General features: G+C 72.1%; 21 protein-coding genes and 1 tRNA gene. 9 read left to right on the top strand and 13 right to left on the bottom strand.

Annotated elements, in window-relative coordinates:
• Positions 1-65: 65 nt before the first annotated feature.
• From VF289_RS12200 to VF289_RS12190, 3 genes are all read right to left on the bottom strand, one after another.
• Complete coding sequence (locus VF289_RS12200; RefSeq protein ID WP_330884159.1) at positions 66-980, bottom strand: Bax inhibitor-1/YccA family protein; 915 nt, start codon at positions 978-980, stop codon at positions 66-68.
• A 137-nt stretch (positions 981-1117) separates the two neighbouring features.
• Positions 1118-2254 carry a PLP-dependent aspartate aminotransferase family protein gene (locus VF289_RS12195; RefSeq protein WP_330884158.1) on the bottom strand — a complete coding sequence of 379 codons (1137 nt, stop codon included), beginning with the start codon at positions 2252-2254 and terminating at the stop codon, positions 1118-1120.
• A 120-nt stretch (positions 2255-2374) separates the two neighbouring features.
• Entirely contained in the window at positions 2375-3796 is a 1422-nt protein-coding gene (locus VF289_RS12190; protein ID WP_330884157.1) for an MFS transporter, read from the bottom strand.
• 160 nt (positions 3797-3956) lie between these two features.
• Between VF289_RS12190 and VF289_RS12185 the strand changes: the two genes are divergently transcribed.
• The gene (locus VF289_RS12185) at positions 3957-5066 is read left to right on the top strand and encodes an ROK family transcriptional regulator (protein ID WP_330884156.1); all 1110 of its coding nucleotides are present in this window, start codon (positions 3957-3959) and stop codon (positions 5064-5066) included.
• A 14-nt stretch (positions 5067-5080) separates the two neighbouring features.
• Here the strand turns inward: VF289_RS12185 and VF289_RS12180 are convergent, their stop codons facing one another.
• The gene (locus VF289_RS12180; protein WP_414644477.1) at positions 5081-5875 is read right to left on the bottom strand and encodes a YggS family pyridoxal phosphate-dependent enzyme; all 795 of its coding nucleotides are present in this window, start codon (positions 5873-5875) and stop codon (positions 5081-5083) included.
• Positions 5876-5903: 28 nt separating this feature from the next.
• Positions 5904-5977, bottom strand: a tRNA-Leu gene (locus tag VF289_RS12175).
• 61 nt (positions 5978-6038) lie between these two features.
• On the opposite strand from VF289_RS12175, the gene VF289_RS12170 reads away from it, so the two are divergent.
• Both VF289_RS12170 and VF289_RS12165 read left to right on the top strand, forming a co-directional pair.
• Positions 6039-8198, top strand: a complete 2160-nt coding sequence (locus tag VF289_RS12170; RefSeq protein ID WP_330884155.1) for a helicase-associated domain-containing protein — start codon at positions 6039-6041, stop codon at positions 8196-8198.
• Positions 8199-8361: 163 nt separating this feature from the next.
• A complete protein-coding gene (locus VF289_RS12165; RefSeq protein WP_330884154.1) occupies positions 8362-8625 on the top strand; it encodes a hypothetical protein in 264 nt (87 codons plus the stop codon).
• A gap of 95 nt (positions 8626-8720) precedes the next feature.
• Here the strand turns inward: VF289_RS12165 and gndA are convergent, their stop codons facing one another.
• A complete protein-coding gene (gene gndA / locus VF289_RS12160) occupies positions 8721-10181 on the bottom strand; it encodes an NADP-dependent phosphogluconate dehydrogenase (RefSeq protein ID WP_330884153.1) in 1461 nt (486 codons plus the stop codon).
• Positions 10182-10447: 266 nt separating this feature from the next.
• Between gndA and VF289_RS12155 the strand changes: the two genes are divergently transcribed.
• The 6 genes from VF289_RS12155 to VF289_RS12130 all read left to right on the top strand — a co-directional run bounded on the left by VF289_RS12155 (position 10448) and on the right by VF289_RS12130 (position 16631).
• On the top strand, positions 10448-11257 hold the full coding sequence (locus tag VF289_RS12155) for a hypothetical protein (protein WP_330884152.1): 810 nt from the start codon (positions 10448-10450) through the stop codon (positions 11255-11257).
• Positions 11258-11324: 67 nt separating this feature from the next.
• Positions 11325-12008 (top strand): hypothetical protein, encoded by a 684-nt coding sequence (locus VF289_RS12150; protein WP_330884151.1) that lies wholly within the window; start codon positions 11325-11327, stop codon positions 12006-12008.
• A 21-nt stretch (positions 12009-12029) separates the two neighbouring features.
• On the top strand, positions 12030-13694 hold the full coding sequence (locus VF289_RS12145) for a DNA repair helicase XPB (protein ID WP_330884150.1): 1665 nt from the start codon (positions 12030-12032) through the stop codon (positions 13692-13694).
• A gap of 93 nt (positions 13695-13787) precedes the next feature.
• The gene (locus VF289_RS12140; RefSeq protein WP_330884149.1) at positions 13788-14288 is read left to right on the top strand and encodes a LapA family protein; all 501 of its coding nucleotides are present in this window, start codon (positions 13788-13790) and stop codon (positions 14286-14288) included.
• A 54-nt stretch (positions 14289-14342) separates the two neighbouring features.
• Positions 14343-15062 (top strand): response regulator transcription factor, encoded by a 720-nt coding sequence (locus tag VF289_RS12135; protein ID WP_330884148.1) that lies wholly within the window; start codon positions 14343-14345, stop codon positions 15060-15062.
• Positions 15063-15098: 36 nt separating this feature from the next.
• Entirely contained in the window at positions 15099-16631 is a 1533-nt protein-coding gene (locus VF289_RS12130) for a HAMP domain-containing sensor histidine kinase (protein WP_330884147.1), read from the top strand.
• A gap of 3 nt (positions 16632-16634) precedes the next feature.
• Here the strand turns inward: VF289_RS12130 and VF289_RS12125 are convergent, their stop codons facing one another.
• The 7 genes from VF289_RS12125 to VF289_RS12095 form a co-directional block, all read right to left on the bottom strand.
• The gene (locus VF289_RS12125; RefSeq protein ID WP_330884146.1) at positions 16635-17189 is read right to left on the bottom strand and encodes a DUF4031 domain-containing protein; all 555 of its coding nucleotides are present in this window, start codon (positions 17187-17189) and stop codon (positions 16635-16637) included.
• Positions 17186-18421 carry a DUF418 domain-containing protein gene (locus VF289_RS12120; RefSeq protein ID WP_330884145.1) on the bottom strand — a complete coding sequence of 412 codons (1236 nt, stop codon included), beginning with the start codon at positions 18419-18421 and terminating at the stop codon, positions 17186-17188. The genes VF289_RS12125 and VF289_RS12120 overlap by 4 nt, the downstream gene beginning before the upstream one ends.
• Before the next feature lie 83 nt (positions 18422-18504).
• A complete protein-coding gene (locus VF289_RS12115; protein ID WP_330884144.1) occupies positions 18505-19284 on the bottom strand; it encodes a hypothetical protein in 780 nt (259 codons plus the stop codon).
• On the bottom strand, positions 19281-20195 hold the full coding sequence (locus VF289_RS12110) for an ABC transporter ATP-binding protein (protein WP_330884143.1): 915 nt from the start codon (positions 20193-20195) through the stop codon (positions 19281-19283). The genes VF289_RS12115 and VF289_RS12110 overlap by 4 nt, the downstream gene beginning before the upstream one ends.
• Positions 20192-20953, bottom strand: a complete 762-nt coding sequence (locus tag VF289_RS12105) for a hypothetical protein (protein ID WP_330884142.1) — start codon at positions 20951-20953, stop codon at positions 20192-20194. The genes VF289_RS12110 and VF289_RS12105 overlap by 4 nt, the downstream gene beginning before the upstream one ends.
• Positions 20950-21876, bottom strand: a complete 927-nt coding sequence (locus tag VF289_RS12100) for an ABC transporter ATP-binding protein (RefSeq protein ID WP_330884141.1) — start codon at positions 21874-21876, stop codon at positions 20950-20952. The genes VF289_RS12105 and VF289_RS12100 overlap by 4 nt, the downstream gene beginning before the upstream one ends.
• Positions 21873-22250, bottom strand: coding sequence for a GntR family transcriptional regulator (locus VF289_RS12095; RefSeq protein ID WP_330884140.1), 378 nt, complete (start codon positions 22248-22250; stop codon positions 21873-21875). Before VF289_RS12095 ends, VF289_RS12100 begins: the two co-directional genes overlap by 4 nt.
• Positions 22251-22297: the final 47 nt, after the last annotated feature.

Genomic DNA, 22297 nt, shown 5'->3' with positions numbered 1-22297 from the left:
GGCGGGCCCCCGAGGGGACCCGCCGTTCAGCATACGGGCGCGGGCGTCGCGCCGATCAGCTGGGCTCAGTCGCTGCCGCGCAGGATCATGAGGATCCGCAGGATCTCGACGTAGAGCCAGACCATGGTGACCGTGACGCCGAAGGCGAGGCGCCAGGCGTACTTGCGCGGCACGCCTGCCTCGGCGGCGTGCTGGACTCCCTCGAAGTCCATCACCAGAGAGTAGGAGGCCAGCACCACGGCGATGCCGCCGATGGCCAGTCCCAGGACGCCCTCGCGCAGGCTCTGCCCCATCAGCAGCATCGCGCCGATGTTCACGAGCCCGAACAGCAGGTAGGCGACCATCGCGACCATGAAGATCTTGTTCAGGCGCGGGGAGGTGCGCAGCACGCCCATCCGGAACAGCACCAGCACCGTGCCGGCGACGGCGAGGGTGCCCACCACGGCCTGCAGCGCGATGCCCGGGTAGAAGTACTCCATGGTGCCGCTGAGGCCGCCGAGGAACAGGCCCTCGAATCCGGCGTAGAGCACCACCAGGAACGGCGAGGGCTGCTTCTTGAAGATGTTGATCATCGCGGTGACGAGACCGCCGATCACACCGATGAGGGTCGCCGCACCGGTGATCATCAGGCCCGCCTGGGCCCCGGCGTCGCCGGCCGCGAACGCCAGTGCGTAGGGCAGGATGCCCACGGCGAAGCCGACGACCATCACGATGCCGAGGGTCGCGGTGATGGCGTTGAGCGCATCCCGCATGGTCATCCGGCCGGTGTCGTGACCGCTCGCGGAGGGCCGGGCGTACATCGCCTCGAGATGCTCGGTGCTCTGCGCGGCGGAGCCTGCGCCCTGCGGAGCGAAGCCCGAGGACCACTGGGTGTTCTGAGCGGGTGCGGCCTGTGCGGACTGTCCGAAGCGGGGGGCGTTGTAGTTCGCGCCGCCCTGCACGGCCTGGTCCTGGCCGAACACGATGTTGTGGCGTGCCATGGTGCTCCTCACGTGGGATCGGATGGGTCGACGACAGGGGCCATGGTGCACCCGTCGGACCGACTCGCCCATCGTAGCGGTGCAGCCCGTGATCCACCTGGGTGCCCGCTCCGCCCTGGGCGAAGCGGGCGCCCCTCTCAGCGGGCGGCTGCGGCGAGGGCCTGGTCGAGGTCCTCCAGCAGGTCGCTCAGATCCTCGATCCCGACGCTGAGGCGCAGCAGCTCCTCGGAGATGCCCGCGGCCCGGCGTGCCTCGTCGGTCATCGCCTCGTGCGTCATGGCGGCGGGACGGCAGATCAGGGACTCGACCCCGCCGAGGCTCACCGCATAGGCCGGGTAGCGCAGCGCCTGGAGGAAGGCGACCCTGTCCAGTCCGTCGGCGAGCTCGAAGGACAGCACGGCCCCGCCGCCGACGGCCTGGGAGGCGTGGACGGCCGCCTCCTCCTCGCTGTGGGAGCCGGGATAGCGGACCCGGGCGATGTCCGCCCGGTCGCGCAGATGGGCGACGATCGCCTCGGCGTTCTGCTGCTGGCGCTCGAGCCGCAGCGGCAGGGTCTTGATCGACTGGATCAGGCGGAAGGAGTCCTGCGGCGCGAGCACCCCGCCCTGCGCCACCTGGCTGAGGTGGAAGGCGTCGGCGAGAGCGTCGTCGTTCGTGGTGATGACACCGGCCAGCATGTCCGAGTGCCCGGCGAGGTACTTGGTGGCGGACTGCACGACGACGTCGGCCCCCAGCTCGAGGGGTCTCTGCAGCACGGGGGTCATGAAGGTGTTGTCGACGATCACCAGCGCACCGTGGCGGTGCGCCAGCTCGGAGATGCGGCGCAGGTCGGTGATCCGCAGCGTCGGGTTGGCCGGGGTCTCCACGAAGACGGCACGGGTGGCGGGGGTGAAGTCGGCATCGCTCAGCGCACCGAGGTCGTCGACGAAGCGGCCGGTGACTCCGCGGCCGGGCAGCACCAGGTCCACGAAGCGGTAGGTGCCGCCGTAGACGCTCGCGGGCAGCAGGATCTCGTCGCCGACGCTCAGGGTGGACAGCGAGGCGGCGGTCGCGGCCATCCCGGAGGCGAAGGCGAAACCGTGCGCGGCGCCCTCGAGGGCGGCGAGCACCGTCTCGAGCTGCGCACGGGTGGGATTGGCGCCGCGCTGATAGGCGTACTGACCGTCCTCGCTCGCGCGGTCCAGCTCGAAGGTCGAGGAGAGGTGCACCGGAGGGACCACGGCGCCGTGCGCGAGGTCCTTCAGGGTATGCACGGCGGCGGTCTGGATGTGCACGGGCTCTCCTGGGGTCGGTGGCGTCCCCACCACAGTAGGACCGCCCCACGCCGTACCCCGAAGGCCCATGACCGTTTATGACGGCGGCGGCTCACGCGGCGCGACCGACCCGCCCGGGACTCAGGAGACGATCAGCACGGGCATCGAGCCGGTGGTGCTGGTGCTGGGGGCGGAAGTGGTGCGATCAGCCTCGGCCAGCTCCGGGTCGACCGCGGGGATCTGCCCGGTGTAGGTCTCCTCGTGCTCGCGCAGCACGGCCCGGGTGCGCCGTGCGCGCAGCTGCAGCGCCAGCAGAGCCCCGACGACGAGGAGGAAGCCCATGCTCGCCAGCATGATCGCGACCACCATCGGCGCCCGGAAGCCGAGCCCGCCGGCGATCACAGCCCCGCCGAGGGCCGCGCCGAGCGCGTTGGCGACGTTGAACGCGGCATGGTTCAGCGAGGCGCCGAGCACCTCGGAGCGATGGGCCACTCGGATCAGCCAGGTCTGCAGCGCGGGGCCGAGCGCGGAGCTGCCGACGTTGACCGCGAAGAAGCCGATCAGCAGGCCGGCCAGCGATCCCGGAGCGGCGAGGAACAGGCCCACCAGCGCCGCGATGTAGAGCGGGAAGCCCACCAGCAGGGTGCCGCGCAGGGAGCGGTCGGTGGTCACGCCGCCCAGGATGTTGCCCAGGGTCATGCCGAGGCCCGCCGAGGCGAGCACCCACGGGACCAGGGAGGCGGAGGCGCCGGAGACCTGGGTGGTGATGTCGGCGACGTAGCTGAACACGGCGAAACCGCCGGCGAATCCCACCGCCGCGATGCCCATGACCACCCACAGCTGCACCCGGCGCAGGGCCACGATCTCGTCGACGGCACGACGGCCGGGGACCGCGGGCTGGGCAGGGACGGCCCAGCGGAGGGCGAACACGGTGACCAGGAAGATCCCGGCGATCACCAGGTAGACCACGCGCCAGCCGGCGACCTGCCCGAGCGCCGTCATGAGCGGCACGCCGACGAGGTTCGCGACGGTCAGCCCCGACAGCGCCACGGCGACGCCCTTGCCCTGACTGCCCGGTCCCATGAGGGAGGCGGCCAGCAACGAGGCGACCCCGAAGTAGGCGCCGTGGGGCACTCCGGCGAGGAAGCGGGCGAGCACGGTGAGCTCGAAGGTGGGCATCGCCGCGGACAGCACGGTCCCGGCCGCGAGGGCGATGGCCAGGGCCGTGATCATCGTGGTGCGGCTCCAGCGCACCGACAGCAGGGCGAGGACGGGTGCTCCGACCACCACGCCGAGCGCGTAGGCGGTGATCAGCCCACCGGCGCGGGCGATGCCTGCTTCCGGATCGGTGTCCATCTGGGTGCTGAGCAGTCCGTCCGCGATGCCCGGCAGCAGGCCCATGGTCGCGAACTCGGAGGCGCCGATGCCCATGCCGCCGAGGGCGAGAGCGAGCAGGGCGAAGGTGCGGCGGCGCGCGGAGAGCTGGTGGGGCGCGGAGTCGTCGGCCGCGGCGGCGGCCGGCTCCGGGGGCGGGAGCGGGCGGAATCGGACGGTGCGGATCATGAAGGGTCCTCGATGATCGGGAGTCAGTGTCAGGAGGGCGTCATCGACCGAGGGACCACGATAAGACAACGCTGTTGCGATACGTCAAGGGCGGGTGGGACGATCCGTGTCACAGGGAGCATGCGCTGCTGAGCGAGCGGCCGTGGGCGGCCGTGGGAGGATGAGCGCCGTGAGACCGACCGGACCCCTCGACCGCGTGGCAGGCGCCCATGACGCCGCTCTGCTCGCCGTCGCCCGTCGCGGGGAGCCGGTGGCACGCACGGGCCTCGCCGCAGCCCTGCAGGTCACGCCCCAGGCGATCTCGAAGATCCTCACCCGGCTGATCGACCGCGGTCTGATGGCGGAGGTCGGGTCCTTCTCCTCCGGGCCGGGCAAGCCCACCACCCTGTACCGGATCGTCCCCGAGTCGCGCCGTGCGATCGGACTGCATCTGACCCGCTCCCGACTGCACGGGGTGGTGGCCGACCTCACGGGCCAGGTGCTCGCACGGCACACCGTGGAGATCGACCACGAGCAGCCGGTGCCGAGCCTCATCACCACCCTCGCACGCTCCGCCCGGGAGCTCTCCCGGCACGGGCCCGGGGAGCTGCTGGGCGTGGGGGTCGGGATGCCGGGACCCGTCGATCCCGTCGAGGGCGTCTACCTGGGGTCCCTCTCCCCCGTCACCGCCTGGCGCGGGGCTCCGCTGCGCGATCTGCTGCTCGAGGAGCTCGGCCTGCCCGTGCACCTGGACCACGACTCCCGGGCGGCGCTGGTGGGCGAGAGCTGGTCCCAGCCGGGGCTGCTCGACAACGCCGCTCTGGTGCTCGCCGAGGAGGGGCTGGGGGCGAGCCTGCGCCTGGACGGGTCGATCGTGCGGGGCGCGCACGCCCAGGCCGGGGAGGCCGGGCACATGGTCGTGCAGATGGACGGCCTGCCCTGCGAGTGCGGCCGGCGAGGCTGCGCGCAGAGCGAGTACCTCGCCGCGCTCGCCCATGAGGACCCCGAGCGCGCCGCGAGGGTGCTCGCCACCGTGGTGCTGGACCTGGTGCGCCTGGTCGACGTGGATCGGGTGGTGCTCGGCGGCCGTTCCGTCTACGCCCACCATCAGGTGACGATGGAGGCTGTGCGCCGGGCGCTGGACGACGGCCTGCGGGCCGAGGCACGGGGGCACGTCGAGGTGCTGCTGTCCACCCGCGGCGTGGACCTGATCGCCGCCGGCGCCGCCTGCCAGGTGCTCGAGGACGAATACGGCCTGCCGACCGCGCTGGTGGGCCCCGGCGCGGGATAGGCCTCGGGCAGAGCTCAGCTGGGGCGGGCGCCGAAGACGGCCGAGCCGAGCCGGACGATGCTCGCTCCCTCCTCCACCGCAATCTCGAGGTCTCCGCTCATGCCCATCGACAGCTCGGTGAGCTCGGGAGCCCCGAGCTGCTCGCGCAGGGCGTCACGCAGCTCCCGCAGCCGGCGCAGGGAGGCGCGCACGGCGGTGGCGTCGCTGGTGTTGGCGCCGATCGTCATCAGGCCGACGGGCCGCAGCACCTCGCTGCCCCGCAGCCGCTCCACGATCGGGGCGAGCTCCTCCACGGTGGGAGCGAATCCGCCTTTGGACTCCTCGCCGGAGGTGTTGACCTGGACCAGCACGTCCCGCCGCACGCCCGCCGCCTCGGCGCGGCGCTCGAGCGCGTCGGCGATCCCCTCACGATCCACGCTCTGGATCATCTCGGCGAAGGCGACCACGTCTCGGGCCTTGTTAGTCTGCAGCCGGCCGATGAAGTGGCGGGGCACGCCGTTGTCCACCAGCAGCGGATCGGCGTGCTTGGCGATCTCCTGAGCCCGGTTCTCGCCGACCGCGATCCGTCGATCCCGCGCGCGCAGCAGCTCCACCGCCGCGGCGATCTCCTCCGGGGTGCGGGTCTTGGTGGCCAGCAGCACGGCGATCTCCCGGCTGTCTCGGCCGACGCGCTCGGCGGCGGCATCGAGTCGGGCGAGCACCTCGTCGAGTCGGGCGGCGAGCTGCGGGCGCGGGTCAGCAGCTGGGCCGGCTGGGCCGGTCGAGCCATCAGAGCTCATCGGGATCGTGTCGTCGGCGGAGGAGGTCATGGCCACCATTGTGGCCGACCTGCCGCCGTGCCCCCACCGGGACTCGAACCCGGACTGTGCCGATTTTAAGTCGGCCGCCTCTGCCGATTGGGCTATGGGGGCGAGGAGCGGGGCGGATGCGCTCCGGGACCTCACAGCGGATCACCCTATGCTGGAAGGCATCATGACCGCTGTGATCCGGTCCCTCGCGGACTCCCTGCGACGGTTCGGCGACGACCGGCTCGAGGCCCTGTTCGTCGCCCGACCGGACCTCGCCTCGCCCCTGCCCCGCGGGATCGGACCGCTCGCGGCCCGCGCCGGCGGTGCCACCTCCGCCCGGCGGGCCCTGGAGGCGCTGACCCTGCCCGAGCTGCACCTCGTGGAGGCCCTCGCGGTGCTCGAGGATCGCAGCTCCCCCGCTCAGCTGGCGGCCGCCGTCTCCTCCGACCCGGCCACGATCGCTCCGGCGCTCGAACGTCTGATCACCCTCGCCCTGGTGTGGGGCGAGGACGAGATGTCCCTGATCCGTCCGCTGCGGGACGGGCTGCGCACCCCGGCGGGCCTGGCCGCACCCTCCCCCGAGGACCCGTCGGCCGAGGAGTCCGCCCGCCGTGTGGAGCGAGCCCGCCGCACGCATGCGGAGGCGCTCGAGGCGCTCACCTGGGGGCCCGCGACGGTCACCGGCACCGGCCGGCTCGCCGCGGAGCTGCTGGACGCCGGGATCGTGGTGGCCGACGGCGAGGCGCTGCACCTCCCCCGCCCGCTCCACCTCGCCCTGCGCGATGGACGGGTGCGGCGGAGCCACGCGGCCCAGCGGCCGCTCCCCACCGGTCCCGACCGCACCGAGCGGATCCCCGGCTCGCGCACCGCCCAGGCGGTCGAGCGCGCCTTCGAGGCGCTGCGCCTGCTGGGCACCGTCCGGGGGTTCGACGAGGACCCGCCCGGGGTGCTGCGCCGCGGCGGGCTGCCCCAGCGGGATCTGCGGCGGATGGCCGACCGTGCCGGCACCCCCGTGATCTCCCTGGCGACCGTGCTGCAGTCCGCCTGGCAGGCGGGGCTGATCGGGCACGACGGCCAGGAGTGGCGCCCCACCCGGGACTGGGACTCGCATCGTCGGCTGCCCGCGGAGAGACGCTGGGCGGAGCTCGTCCTCGCCTGGGCGCGCGGGCACCACCTGGCCGCGGTGGTCGGCACCCCGGACTCCTCCGGCGCCGGCCGTTCCCTGCTCTCGGACCTCACCCGCCGGGACGGGGTGCGCACCCGCCGCGGCAGCCTGCTGCGCGTGCTGCGCACCTCCCCCTCCGTCGACGCCACCGAGGACTCCCTCGCTGCGGCGCTCGCCTGGGCGTTTCCCCTGGTCCCGGCGGAGGTGATCCAGGAGGAGACCTCCGCGCTGCTCGCCGAGGGCGAGGTGCTGGGAGTGCTCGACGGCGGGGCTCTCAGCGTGCTCGGCCAGGAGCTGGTGCTCGCCCTGGACGAGGATGTCACCAGTGCCGATGACCGTCTCGCGGCCGCGCTCGAGGCGGCCGCCCCGCCACCGGTCCAGGAGGTGCTGCTGGATGCGGACCTCACGGTGGTGATCCCCGGCCGGCCCGCGGAGCGCCTGCTGGTGCTGCTGGACTGGACGGAGCCGGTCTCCCGCGGCGGGGCGCTCACCCTGCGCTTCACCGCGGCCTCGGTGCGCCGCGCCCTGGCCGACGGACGTGACGGCGAAGCGCTGCTGTCCCTGCTGGCGGAGGTCTCCCGCTCCCCCGTCCCGCAGTCGCTCACCTATCTGCTGCGGGATGAGCAGCGACGCCACGGCCGGGTCCAGGTCTCCCGTGCCACCACCGTGCTGACTGCCGAGGCCGAGGTCCTCGATCTGCTGCAGGCCGCCCCCGAGGCGGCCGCTCTGGGCCTGCACCGCCTGGCCCCCACCGTCGCCGTCACCCTCACCGATCCCGGCTTCGCCCTCCAGACCGCCCGCCTGGCCGGGCTGTCCCCGCAGGCGGTGGGAGCCGACGGGAAGCCAGTCGCGGAGGAGCTCACCCATGCGCTGCGCGGCGGTCCCGTGGAGCCCGACCTGGTCACCATCGACGGGCCGGAGCTGCGCGTACCCGCCGCCGAGGCCGTCGCTCGACTGCGCGCCGCCGAGGAGGGCGGGGCCGACCTCTCCGTCACCGACCGCCTGCTCGACGCGATCGCCCGTGGCGAGGAGATCCCGCTGGGGATCGTCGACGGTCGCGGAGGCGTGGTGGTCAAGCGGGCCCTTCCCCTCTCCCTCGAGGGCGGGCGGCTGCGCGCCCGCGACGCCGCGGGCGACGAGGAGTTCACCGTGCTGGTCCACCGGGTGACGCTGGGCTGACCTCTTGATGCACATCGGTCATGGGGAGTGCTCCCCATGGCGTGGATCCCCCTGGATCGGGATATGATTCGGCACGCCAGGACCGGACACACGAGAACACCCGACCTGGGTTCGGGGGCACCAGCGCCCTCGGAGCTCGATCATCAGGAAGAAGGGGATTCCCATGACCGTACCCACCTCGGGCCACGACATCGAGGCCATCAAGAAGAAGGCACTGATCTGGACGATCGTCGGCTTCATCTGCGGTGGCGTCATCGCCGGCGTGTTCGGCCTGCTCGGCTACCTCAAGGCGGACCAGGAGCCGGAGACGGCGAAGAAGTTCACCAAGATCGCCATGATCATCACGATCGTCGTCGTCGTGCTGTACGTGATCGTCGGCATCCTCTACGCAGTGCTCATCGGCGTCGCCGCGTCCAGCGGTATGTGACGAGCCGCTCCAGACGGCGAAGGCCCCGGACCTGCTGGTCCGGGGCCTTCGTCGTCCGCGGGGCGGGGTGCGGGCGAGCACCCCGCCCTGAGCGATCAGTCCTGCGTGGTCTCGCGGCGGTCCTCGCTCCACTCCACGTGGAAGGTGCCCTCGGCGTCGACGCGCTGGTAGGTGTGCGCACCGAAGTAGTCGCGCTGCGCCTGGACCAGGGCGGCCGGGAGGCGCTCGGCGCGGACCGCGTCGTAGTAAGACAGGGTCGAGGAGAACACCGGGACCGGGTAGCCGCTCGAGGCGGCGAAGGCCACGATCCGACGCCAGGCCGGGATGCACTTGGCGATCTCGGTGGTGAAGTACTCGTCCGCCAGCAGCAGCGGGAGCTTCGCGTCGCGCTCGTAGGCCTCCGTGATGCGGTTGAGGAAGCGGGCGCGGATGATGCAGCCGCCGCGCCAGATCCGAGCCATCGCACCCAGGTCGATGTCCCAGCCGAACTCCTCCGCACCGGCGGCGATCTCGTCGAAGCCCTGCGAGTACGAGACCAGCTTCGCGGCGTAGAGCGCCTTCTGGAGGTCGTCGATGAACTGCGCCGGGTCGGCGATCTCGAGGGTCTGCGCCTCGGCCGGCAGGACCTTGCGGCCGGCCTCGCGCTGCGGGGTCGAGCCCGAGGTGGAGCGGGCGAAGGTCGCCTCGGCGATACCGGTGACCGGGACGCCGAGGTCCAGGGCCGTCTGGACGGTCCAGGCGCCGGTGCCCTTCTGGGCGGCGCGGTCGAGGATGACGTCCACGAACGGCTTGCCGGAGGTGGCGTCGGTGTGGTGGAGCACCTCCGCGGTGATCTCGATGAGGAAGGACTCCAGGTCGCCCTTGTTCCACTCGGCGAAGACGTCGCCGATGGCCGGGGCGTCCATGCCGAGGGCCTTCGACATCAGGTCGTACGCCTCGGAGATGACCTGCATGTCCGCGTACTCGATGCCGTTGTGGACCATCTTCACGAAGTGGCCGGCACCATCGGCGCCGACGTGGGTGCAGCAGGGCACGCCGTCGACATGGGCGGAGATCTTCTCGAACATCGGGCCGAGGCGGTCGTAGGACTCCTTGGTGCCGCCGGGCATGATCGAGGGGCCGTTCAGCGCGCCCTCCTCACCACCGGAGACGCCGGAGCCCACGAAGTGCAGGCCCTTCTCGCGCAGCGCGGCCTCGCGGCGGCGGGTGTCGCCGAACAGCGCATTGCCGGCGTCGACGATGATGTCCCCCTCCTCCATGAGGGAGGCGAGCTCGTCGATGACGGCGTCGGTGGGCTTGCCGGCCTTGACCATGATGATCGCGACGCGCGGCTTCTGCAGCGAGGCGACGAAGTCGGCCATGGACTCCGAGGGGTAGAACTCGCCGTCCGTGCCGTGATCGGCGATGACCTTCTCGGTCTTGGGGACGGAGCGGTTGTGGATCGCGACCTTGAAGCCGTTCCGGGCGAAGTTGCGGGCCAGGTTGGAGCCCATCACCGCCATTCCGGTGACGCCGATGTCCGCGACATCGGCGGGGGACGGAGCGAAGCTAGCCATGTGTTCTCCTCAGGTCGGGTGACAGTCGAGCCGGGCGGGACCGCGGCGGCCGACGGGGTGGTCGGCGGCGCTGGGCGTCCCGGTCCTTCGGCGTCCATCTTAGGGACCTCGGCCCGACACTGCGTCGGAGTGCCGAGCCTTGCCGTGGCGCACCGCTCACCTCCTGTGGGACGACACCGTCCCACGGTTCCGGGCACGTACTGTGGGCGGGACAGCCCAGGACCGCCGGCACGCACCGGCTCACGCGCCACGAGAGAGCCCTCCCGATGACCGTTCCCCCGTCGCCGTACCCGGCTTCGGCCCCTGTTCCCGACGGCACCCCTGTTCCCGACGGCTCCGGCATGCCAGGGCCCGTCGGCGCGACCCCGCCCCGTCCCGGGCCCGGCCAGGATCTGGGCGCGGATCTCGGTGCCGCCCTCCGGTTCGCCGGCAGCGCCCTGCTGCGCAACTGGGTGTCCTTCCTGGTCGTCGGCCTCGTCTACTGCCTCGTCATCACCGTGCTCCTGGTCGGCGGCTTCGTGGGCGGCGTCGTCGCGATGTTCCCGATGCTCGCCGAGCTGGGCCCCTCCGAGGAGCCCCCGCTGGAGGCGACGCTGCTGTTCCTCGCGATCTTCTACGGTGCGGCTCTGCTCAGCGCCCCCTTCTTCCTGCTGTGGCAGTCCGGGTCCGCCCGCGCGGCCGAGGTGGTCCTCGAGGGAGGTCGCCCGCGCCTCGGCCAGGCCTTCGTGGGACCGCTGCGCATCATCCTCACCGCCCTCCTGGTCGGAGCGATCACGCTGGTGGGCATGCTGCTGCTGTACATCCCGGGCCTCATCGCCTCCGTGCTGCTGATCTTCGCGGTCCCGGCCGCCGCCCGCGGGGCCTCCCCGGTCGCCGCGCTCCGGCAGAGCGTCTCGCTGGTCAGGAACAACCTCGCGAACTCGATCGTGACCTACCTCGTGATCGGCATCATCGGCTCGATCGCCGGATCGCTCGTCGTCACCGTCCTCGCCCTGGTCCCCTTCCTGCTGCTCTTCGAGCTCGGCATGTTCGAACGGCTCAACGGCCGCGAGCTGCCGGAGCCGGCCCGGGCCTGAGCTCGCTGCGCCCCGCGAGGGCGGCCCGTCCTCCTCCCCGAACGCCCCGATGATCGCCGGCGGCCCGGTGGCCGCCGCCATCCGCTGGGCCTGGAGCGCCCTCACCCGCAACCTCGGCGCCTTCCTGGTGCCGGCGCTGGTCTACGGCGCGGTGATGATCGCAGGGATCATCGTCTTCGTGTCCATCAGCGTCATGGTCGCGATGACCTCCTACCGCACCGGCGGAGCCCCGGCATACGGCGCCGAGGCGCCGGCGGTCACCGTCGGCGGCCTGATCATCTCGGTCCTCATGGCGCTCGTCGGCGCCCTGTGGGCCTCGGGCATCCTCCGTGCCGGCACCGCAGTCCTCGCCGGCCGTCGGCCGACGATCAAGGAGGGCTTCCTCGGCAACGGGACCACCATCGCCATGGCGTTCGTGGTCGCGCTCCTCAGCAGCGTCCTGAACCAGCTCGGACAGGGCGTGAGCTTCGTGTTCCATCTCCCGGCGATCGCCGTCTCCTTCCTGCTCTACTTCGCCACCGTCGAGGCCGCCCGCAACGCAGGCTTCGGTGAGGCGATCTCCGCCAGCGCGCGTCTCGTGGGGAAGAACATCGGGACGGTCATCGTCACCACGCTGCTCGCCGTCGCGATCTGTCTGACCCTGATCCTCCCGATCCTCGCTGTCGCCGTGATCCCGATCGTGCAGCTGCTGGTGCTCGGCGTGCACCAGCGGGTGACGGGGAACGCGCTCGTCGAGCCCGCCGAGGCCTGAGCGGGGACGTAGCCTGAGGGGATGACCGACGGCCCTCTCATCGTCCAGAGCGACAAGTCCCTCCTGCTCGAGGTCGACCACCCGGCCGCGCAGACCGCGCGGATCGCGATCGCCGCCTTCGCGGAGCTCGAGCGCGCCCCGGAGCACGTGCACACCTACCGCATCACCGATCTGGGCCTGTGGAACGCCCGGGCCGCCGGCTACGACGCCGAGAGCGTGGTCGCCGCGCTGGTGGACCACTCCCGCTATCCGGTCCCCCACTCCCTGCTGATCGACGTCGCGGACACCATGGACCGCTATGGCCGCTTGCAGCTGCGCTCGGACCCCACCCACGGCCTGGTGCTGCACGCCCTGGACCGGCCGGTGCTCGAGGAGGTCTCCCGGGCCAAGCGGATCCAGGGCATGCTCGGCGCCCGGATCGACGAGTCGACGGTCGCCGTCCACCCCTCCGAGCGCGGCGCCCTCAAGCAGGCGCTGCTGAAGCTCGGCTGGCCCGCCGAGGACCACGCCGGCTACGTCGACGGCGAGGCGCACCCGATCACGCTCGCCGAGGACGGCTGGTCCCTGCGGCCCTACCAGCAGGAGGCGGTCGACGGCTTCCGCCACGGCGGCAGCGGAGTGGTGGTGCTGCCCTGCGGCGCGGGCAAGACCCTCGTCGGCGCCGGGGCGATGGCCGCGATGCAGCGCACCACGCTGATCCTGGTGACCTCGACGGTCTCGGCGCGGCAGTGGAAGACCGAGCTGCTGGCCCGCACCACGCTCACCGAGGAGGAGATCGGCGAGTACTCCGGCGCCTCCAAGGAGGTGCGCCCGGTGACGATCGCGACCTACCAGGTGCTCACCATGAAGCGCGGCGGGGTCCATCCCCACCTGGAGCTGATGAGCGCCCGGGACTGGGGCCTGATCGTCTACGACGAGGTGCACCTGCTGCCCGCCCCGGTGTTCCGCATGACCGCGGACCTGCAGGCCAGGCGCCGGCTGGGGCTGACGGCCACCCTGGTGCGCGAGGACGGCCGCGAGGGCGAGGTGTTCTCCCTGATCGGCCCCAAGCGCTACGACGCCCCGTGGAAGGACATCGAGGCCCAGGGCTACATCGCGCCCGCCGTCTGCACGGAGGTGCGCGCGACCATGCCGGCCTCGGACCGCATGGCCTATGCGATGGCGGAGGCCTCGGACCGGCCCCGCCTGGGCGCCGCCCATCCCGCCAAGATCGACGTGGTCCAGAAGATCACGCAGCGCCATCAGGGCGAGCCGATGCTCGTGATCGGCCAGTACATCGATCAGCTCGAGGAGATCGCGGAGCGGCTCGGCGCGGATCTCATCACCGGCCAGACGCCGGTCAGGCGCCGCCAGGAGCTGTTCGACGCCTTCCGCGCCGGCACCATCGACCGGCTGGTCGTCTCCAAGGTCGCGAACTTCTCCATCGATCTGCCGGAGGCCTCGGTCGCGGTGCAGGTGAGCGGCGCGTTCGGCTCCCGCCAGGAGGAGGCGCAGCGTCTGGGTCGGCTGCTGCGGCCGAAGACCGACGGCCGCAGCGCCCACTTCTACACCGTGGTCATGCGGGACACCCAGGACCAGGACTACGCGGCGCATCGCCAGCGCTTCCTCGCCGAGCAGGGGTATGCGTACACGATCGTGGACGCCGAGGAGCTCACGCAGCAGGAGCGTCCGGCCGACGAGCGCTGAGGCCGGTCCGCGCCGAGCCGCACCGCCCTGGCTAGAGTGGGCGCTGCACACCCCTCCCCGCCGCACCGTCGGCCATCCCCTCAGGAGATCGACATGAGCTCATCCGACGATCCCACCCGTCCCACCGCAGGCGACGACGCGAAGCGCGCGGGCGAGCGCCTCGAGACCCCGGCGACCGACCGCCGCAGCACGACGGCTCCCGGCGAGGTCGGCCGGACCGACGCCGACCGGCGCGATCCCGACGGGCACATGACGGACCGGCGCGGGACGGACCGGCCCCGGAAGGACGACCCCGCCGCGGACGTCCCGGACACCTCGAGCGGCGGCAAGACGGCCGGCATGTGGATCGGCCTGATCCTCGGCGCGATCATCCTCGTGCTGCTGCTCATCTTCGTGATCCAGAACAACGTGACCGCCGGGTTCCAGTACTTCGGCGCACAGTTCGATCTCCCGCTCGGGGTGGCGATGCTGCTCGCCGCGATCGCCGGCGCTCTGGTGATGGCGCTGGTCGGGTCGGTGCGGATGCTCCAGATGAGCCTCACGATCCGCAAGCTGCGCAAGCAGCAGGAGAGGATCCACCGCGCCACCCGCTGAACCCGTCCAGCAGACGTCCAGCAGATTCCCAACCTCGAGGAGGACGGTGGTCGCATGACTTCGCATGAGGAACAGGACTTCGAGGCACGACTCCTCGTCGTCGACGACGAACCCAACATCCGCGACCTGCTCGCCACCTCGCTCCGCTTCGCCGGCTTCGAGGTGTTCACCGCCTCGACCGGCAACGAGGCGATCCGGGAGGCCACCGAGAACCAGCCCGATCTGGTGGTGCTGGACGTGATGCTGCCGGACATGGACGGCTTCACCGTCACCCGCCGCCTGCGCGACCGGGGCGAGCAGTACCCGATCCTCTTCCTCACCGCCAAGGACGAGACCCAGGACAAGGTCGCCGGCCTCACCGTCGGCGGCGACGACTATGTCACCAAGCCGTTCAGCCTCGAGGAGGTCGTGGCCCGCATCCGCGCCGTGCTGCGCCGCACACACGGCGGGACGGAGTCCACGGTGGACAGCGCCCTGGTGGTCGCGGACCTGCGCCTGGACGAGGACTCGCACGAGGTCCACCGTGCGGACGTGAACATCGAGCTGTCCCCCACCGAGTTCAAGCTGCTGCGGTACCTGATGCTCAACGCCGGTCGTGTGGTCTCCAAGACGCAGATCCTCGATCACGTCTGGGACTACGACTGGTCCGGCGAGGTGGGGATCGTGGAGTCCTACATCTCCTACCTGCGGCGCAAGATCGACGTGATCGGCGACCCGATGATCCACACCAAGCGAGGCATCGGCTACGTGCTGCGCGCTCCCGAAGGCTCCTGAGGATTGGCCCTGCCGAGCCTGCGAGCAGAACGGCCCGTGTCGCTGTGGACACGGATCGTCGCCCTCATCTCGCTGCTGCTGGTGCTCGGCACCGTCGTCACCGGGAGCCTGTCGCTGTTCCTGCTGAACCGCACCCTGATCCAGTCGGTCGACAACAACCTGCAGTCCGGGATGGGCGACATGCTGAGCCTGGCCCAGCATGAGCTGGCGGGGGACGACGCAGCGATCCAGAACAGCACCTACACCCCGGTCGAGTACGCGGTCGAGGTCCGGGATCGACACGGCCGCACGATCGAGAACGCGGTGGTGCACTACGGGCCCGGGCACGTCACCCTCCCCTTCCCCGACCTCACCGACGAGCAGATCCTCCAGCGCGGCGGCCGGCCCTTCACCGTGCTGGACTCCTCGGAGAACCGCTGGCGCGTGGTCGCGATGGTGAACTCCGCCCCGGAGGGCGGCAGCGTCTTCGTCGCCCTCCCGCTGACCGGGGTGGACCGCACGATGCACGAGATGGCACTGATCATCGTGCTGGTCGGCACGCTCGTGGTGCTGGTGGGGATGGGGCTCGGCGGATACGTCACCCATCGGGCGCTCGAGCCGCTGCGGGATGTCGAATCCACCGCCTCCCAGATCGCCGGCGGCGATCTCTCGCGCCGTGTCCCGGTGACGGAGACCAGCCTCGAGGTGCAGGAGCTCGCGCTGTCCCTGAACGAGATGCTGGTGCGCATCGAGCAGTCCTTCGCCGCCCAGTCCGCCTCGGAGGAGAGGGCCACGCGGTCCGAGGCGAGGATGCGGCGCTTCGTGGGCGACGCCTCGCACGAGCTGCGCACCCCGCTGGCGGCGATCCGCGGCTTCGGCGAGCTGTACCGGATGGGGGCGCTGCCCCATGACGAGGACGTCGCCTCCGCGATGCGGCGCATCGAGGACGAGTCCCGACGGATGGGCTCCCTGGTGGAGAACCTGCTGCGACTGGCCCGGCTGGACGAGAAGCCGGAGCTGGATCTCGAACCGGTGGACTTCACCGATGCCCTCTTCGACGCGGCCCAGGACCTGCGGGCCCTGGATCCGGGGCGTCAGGTGATGGTGACCTCGCTGTCCGGGACCCCGCTGTCGGTGCAGCCGCACCTCGCGATCGGGGTGCTGGGCGATGAGGCCTCGCTGCGCCAGGTGATCCTGAACCTGGTGGGCAACGCCAGCCGACACACCCCCAAGGGCTCCCCGGTCGAGATCGCGGTGGGCTACACCTCCGCAGAGACCGTGCGCATCGAGGTCCGCGATCACGGCGAGGGCATCGACGACGACCAGCGCGAGAAGGTGTTCGAGCGCTTCTACCGCACCGACTCCTCCCGGGTGCGCTCGGCGAGCCAGGGCGGCGGGGCAGGGCTCGGCCTCTCGATCGCCGCCTCGATCGTGCAGCAGCACCGCGGCGAGATCGGGGTGACCGGGACCACGGGCGGGGGCGCCACCTTCTGGGTCGAGCTGCAGGGCACCGAGATCACCCCGGAGCAGCAGGTCGAGCCCGATCAGCGCCGGGCCCTGGGCGAGGAGACCACCCCTGGGGAGCCGTGAGCGTCAGGGGGCCGGCGTCGGGCCGTCCATCACCTGGCCCACGAAGCCGGACCCGGTGCGAGCGCGAGCGAGGTCCTCGAGCCGGGCCAGCAGCGCTGCGGCTGCGCGGCGGCCGTCCGCGTCATGCGCTTCGATCCGCGGGGCACCCTCCGGGTGGTCCCGCGTGAGCCGGAACGCGCCGGGCTCGTCGGGCAGCGGATCGACATGGCCGCGCAGGCCGACGATGAGGTCCCGCGGCACCGGCTCCACACCGAGCGAGGCGGCATGCTCGGCGCTGCGCCGGGCACGGGCCGCCGCGCGGTCCCGGAGCCTGATCCGCAGGCCGGAGGCGATGAGGATCCGGGTGAGCTCCCCGTCGGCCACGAACCTCACGCCCACCGCCGCCAGGGCGTCCCGCGCGGAGGTGGGCCAGTCGTAATGGTCCAGGTCGAAGGAGCGCGGGGGCAGGCCCGCCCGGTCGGCGACCTCGTGCAGCTCCTCGAGCGAGGTGTCGGAGATCAGATGCCCCCACAGCAGTCCGTGGCGGGGCCAGCGCGGGGTGTCGGCGAAGACGGTCACGATCGGGATCCCTTCGGGGTGGGGACTGAGGGGCGCGCTCGGCGCGGATCCGCGGTGGTGGGGCCGGCCAGGCGCCGCAGCAGCACCTCGAGCGGTCCGCGACGGCCCCGACGGTGCAGCAGAGATGCGAGCGGGATCATGGCCAGCCAGCCCGCGACCACGATGACGGCCGTGCCGGCGCTGCCGAGCCGTGCGCCGAGGTCGAGCGTGTACGGCGGGAACAGCGCCATGTACAGCACCGACTGGGCGAGGTAGGCGCTCAGCGAGACGGTGCCCAGCGCCTTGATGCCGCGCACGGCGGCGCCGGCTGCCCTCGTCGGGCGGGTCCCGCCGCCGCGCACCCGCTCGGCCAGCAGGGCCGCGGCCGCGGCGAGGCCGAGCGCACCGGCCAGGCCCGAGTACTGATGCAGCAGGCCCAGCACGCCCAGCAGCGTCGGGCTGTCGAGGTGGGCGTGGCCGGGATCGAGCACGAGCACGGAGGCGAGGGGCACCGCCCCGAGCAGGCCGATCCCCAGCCCCCAGCGGGCCAGCGGCAGCAGCAGGTCACGGTGCGCCTCGACCCGTTCGAGCAGATGGATGCGCGCCAGCAGAGCACCGAGCGCCATCGGGGCGAGCAGAGCCGCGTCGTAGAGGACCGCGAGGGCGAGCTCACGCAGGACACCTCCCGAGCGGATCCCGACTCCGGCGAGATAGCTGGGGGCGGAGGCTTCGGCGTACCCGCTCTGCCCGCTCAGAGCGATGACGCCGTCCGTCCAGCCCCACACCCCGAGCGCTGGCAGGGCGATCACCCCGGCCAGCGGCAGCGCGACGCGGTGCCGGGGGACCAGCAGCACCACGACCATGCCGATGATGGCGTAGGCGACCAGGATGTCCCCGGAGAACAGCAGGATCGCGTGGGCGAGGCCGATGCCGAGCAGCACCAGATGGCGTCGGCCCATCCGCAGGATGAACCGTCGTGCGTCCTCCCCGCGCTCCCGGGACCGGCGGTACAGCACCCCGATGCCGTAGCCGAACAGCAGCGCGAACAGCGGGAAGCCACGGTTGTCGGCCAGCAGGGCGATGAGCACGTCGACCGTGCGATCCAGGCCCGTTCCCTCGCGCTGCTTCAGCAGCACGGTCCACTCCCGCCCGTGCAGCCAGCCCACCATGTTGGCCAGGGCGATGCCCAGCAGCGAGAGCCCGCGGGCGAGATCCGGGCCACCGGCGCGCTGCGCGAGGGGGACGGAGCTCATCACCGCGCCCGCCGCGGCAGGGGGTGCGCGGCGCTGCCGGCAGGGCGGGGGCTCATGCGCGCCATGGTCCCACAGGGTGCAGGTCAGGCGCGGCGCACCCAGCGCCGGCAGCGGAGCACCAGGGCGGTGATCCCGCCGCCGAGGGCGAGGCTCAGGGCGATCGCTTGCGCGGCATCCTTGCTGAACCGGAGGTGGGCGTAGGGGTCGTCGTCGGCGCCGCTGCGCAGCTGCAGTTCAGCGGCCAGCATCCCGCTCAGGGAGAGCACGATGCCGAGGAGGAGGCAGACTCCGAGGTAGACCGAGACCGCCCTGCGCCCGGTCAGTCCCGCCCCGGGCCGGAACGCGTCCCCGCCGATGAGTGCATGGGTCCAGGCGATCGCCCCGCTGAACATCCCGATGTCCACGAGGTGGTCCCGCAGGGTGGGGGATGTGGGGCCGGGGTTCTGCGAGGTGGCCACCTGAATCGTGCTCCAGTGCTGCGTGCCGGGCGCCCAGTCGCTGAGCAGGATCACCCCGGCCGTGCCCAGGACGAGCAGCAGCTGTCCGGCGCTGATCAGCACAGTGCGCGCCCGCACTGCGTCGGCGCGGGAGATCCCCAGGGCGCTGCGCAGCTGTGCACCGTTCTCGAGCACCGGATCGGCGAGATCGGCCGGGAGCCGCACGGCGAGCAGGATCAGCACGAACCCGAGCCGCAGATCGAGGAGGTCCGCACACAGCAGGGTCACCGTCATGAACGTGCCGTACACGGCGAACAGGTCCCGGTGCCGTCGCAGCTCATGGCCGAGCGCGCGGCGCAGCGGGGTCGAAGGGCGCTGCGGGGTCGACGGGCGCTGCGGCACGGTGTTCGCGGTGCGTCCGGTCATCGTGAGACCTCCCGGAGGGTGAAGGTGAGGACGTCCTGGAGCGTGGGGCGGCGCAGGTCCATCAGTCCTGCCAGCCCCACGGCGTCCTCGGCCCGGACCAGCGCCTCGAGCAGCTCCCCGCTGCGGCGGGCGCCCTGCAGCATCGCGGCAGGCGGGGCGGCGGAGGCTTCTATGGTGACCAACACGTGGTCCTCGAGCAGGTCGAGCGCACTGCCCTCGAGCACCACTCTCCCCTCGTGCAGGAGCACGACGTGGTCGACGAAGCGGTCGATCTCGCCGAGGTCGTGGGTGGACAGCAGGATCGTGCGGTCCTCACCGCCGGCGAGGTGCTCGCGCAGCTGATCGAGAACCTCGCTGCGGGCAAGAGGGTCCAGATGGGCGAAGGGCTCGTCGAGCATCAGGAGAGTGGGCCGGATGCCGAGGGCGACGGCGAGCAGCAACCGGGTGCGCTGCCCCGCGGAGAGGCGGCGCAGCTGCGCCGACGGTGTGATGCGGCCCTGTCGCAGCAGGCGACCGACCAGGCGCGCGTCGTAGTCGGGTTCGGCCCGGCGCTGGGCGATCACGAGGTCGTCGGCGCTCCAGTGCTCGGGCTGGAAGGGGGCATCCGGCACGATGCCGATCCCGGCGGGCAGGGCGTCCTCGGGGCCGCCGATCGGTGCTCCCTCGACCTCGACCCTTCCTGAGCTCGGCGCGAGCGCTCCGGAGAGGGTGCGCAGCAGGGTGGTCTTGCCCGCGCCGTTGGTGCCGACGAGGGCGGTGACCTGCCCGCGGTGCACGTCGAAGGAGATGCCCCGCAGCACGTGGCGCAGCGGCCGGGTCCAGCGCTTCGGGTCGGGGAGATCCACCTCGAGCCCGCGCACGGAGACGGCTGTGTCGAGGGAGGACTCGAGGGCGCTGTCGAGGGGAGTCATCGGCCGACCGCCTCCGGCGAGGAGTCCAGCTCGCGGATCCAGCGGCGCGCCCTGGCGCGCAGCGCGAGCACGAGCGCGACGACCGCCACCGCGAGCAGACCCGCGACCACCGGGGTGCCGAGCGTGCCGTCCCAGGGGTCGATGTTCATCACGATCGTCACGAGCAGCAGGGGGATCGTCAGCAGCAGCCCGACGAGGAAGTAGGTCAGAAGGCTCAGCACCGCCATGCTCCGGGCGGGTCGGCGCGTCGTGCAGTCGCCGCCCACCACGATGCCCGTACCGAGCAGAGAGATCGCCGAGAACAGCGCCCCGGCGAGGACGATCCACAGCTGCGGGCCCGACGGGTCGCCGCTGAAGGAGAACGGGGCCGCTCCCCCGGTGCTCGCCCTGCCCAGACGTACGGAGAGCACGGCGCACGCGGCGACCGTGGTGACCACCGTGGCCTGCTCCGCGAGGACCAGCACCACCCGGGCCCGCACCCGGTCCGCGCGGCTGAGTCCGAGGCTCGCGCGCAGCTCCTCGCGCTCGATGGTGTCGGCGCGGCCGTAGCGGTACCAGGCGACCGCCGCCCACAGGGTGAGGACCCCCGAGAACTGGTCGGTGGAGATCGCCGCCCAGACCAGCGCAACGGCGCAGGCGAGAAGCGTGATGGCTGCCCGGCCGGCGTTCAGCCGCAGCTCGGTGCGGAGGGCGAGGCCCGGCCGCTGTACGTCACCGGGCCGCATGGCAGAGGCGCGGGAGGTGTCGGTGCTGGTCATCGTGCGGTCCTCCTCGGAGGCTCGGCCTCGTGGCGGGCGGCGCGCAGCAGGTGGGTGACGATCTCATGCACGTCGGGCCGGCGCAGCGAGGCGATTCTCGGCAGGCCGACGGCGTCATCGACGGCGATCAGGGCACGTGTGCCCGTCCCCGTGGTGACCGCGCCCACGAGGGCCTGATCTGTCGGGTCGACGGTCTCGGACCGCTCGAGCTCGCACAGCAGGAACTCGTCGCGCAGCGACTCGACATCACCGCTGAGCACATCGGCACCCCGGGCGAGAACCACAAGATGGTCCGCGAAGCGCTCGATGCCGTCGAGGTCGTGGGTGGCCAGCAGCAGTGTGCGCTCCTCACCGGTCATGAAGTCCCGCAGCACGTCGACGAGCTCGGTGCGGGCCAGCGGATCGAGAGGGGCGAAGGGCTCGTCGAGGAGGAGCAGCTGGGGGTCCTGCGCCAGGGCGGCGGCGAGACCCAGCTGGGTGGCCTGTCCCTGGGACAGGCGCCTCAGCTCCTGCCCGTGCGGGACGCGGAAGGCGGTCAGGAGCTCCTCGAAGCGCGCGGTGTCGAAGCCGGGGAGCGCGTCCTGGCGCAGTCGGGCCACGTGCCGCGGGGTCCAACGCCGCGGATGAGCGGAAAGACCCGGGACGCTGGCGACGCCCTGCGGGGGTGGGACGCGTGCCGGGCCGAGCGCGGTGCCGAGCACCTCGATCGACCCGGCCGAGAACGGATGCGCTCCGGTGATCGCCCGCAGGGTGGTGCTCTTGCCGGCGCCGTTGGCGCCGACCATCACGGTGACCTGGCCGCTCGGGACCGTGAGGTCCAGCCCGCGCACGGCGGGCAGCGCCTCGGCGTAGGGCCGCTCCCCTGGAGGGAGGCGCACGTCCAGGCCGCGGACGATCACGGCGTCGCTGCGGTGGTGGTTCATCGTTCCCCCTCGAGTCTCTGCGTGAGGCGGCTGCTCAGCTCCCGGTCCTCGATCCCCGCGCTGCGGGCGACGCGCACCGCCGCATCGAGCGCTTCGTCGATCTGCTCGAGTGCCCGGTGGCGCAGCTGGTCCGGGTCCTGGGCACGGACGAACACGCCCTTGCCCCGCACGGCGTCGACGAGGTCGTCGGCGACCAGTTCGTTGTAGGCACGGGTGGTGGTGATGACGCTGACCCGCAGGTCACGGGCGAGGGAGCGGATCGAGGGGAGTGCCTGGCCCGGGGCGAGGTCACCGGTGAGGATCGCGGCGGTGATGCCTTCGCGGATCTGCTCGTAGATCGGCGCGGAGGCGGAGGGGTCGATCGGGATGTGCATCGCTCCCCCTCCTTCGCGCTTCCCCACCGAGTGAACTTACTGTCTAT

It is taken from the genome of Brachybacterium sp., from assembly GCF_036379615.1.
Taxonomy (GTDB): domain Bacteria; phylum Actinomycetota; class Actinomycetes; order Actinomycetales; family Dermabacteraceae; genus Brachybacterium.
Note: the sequence above shows the minus strand (reverse complement) of the source record. Positions and strands in the feature narration are given on the sequence as shown.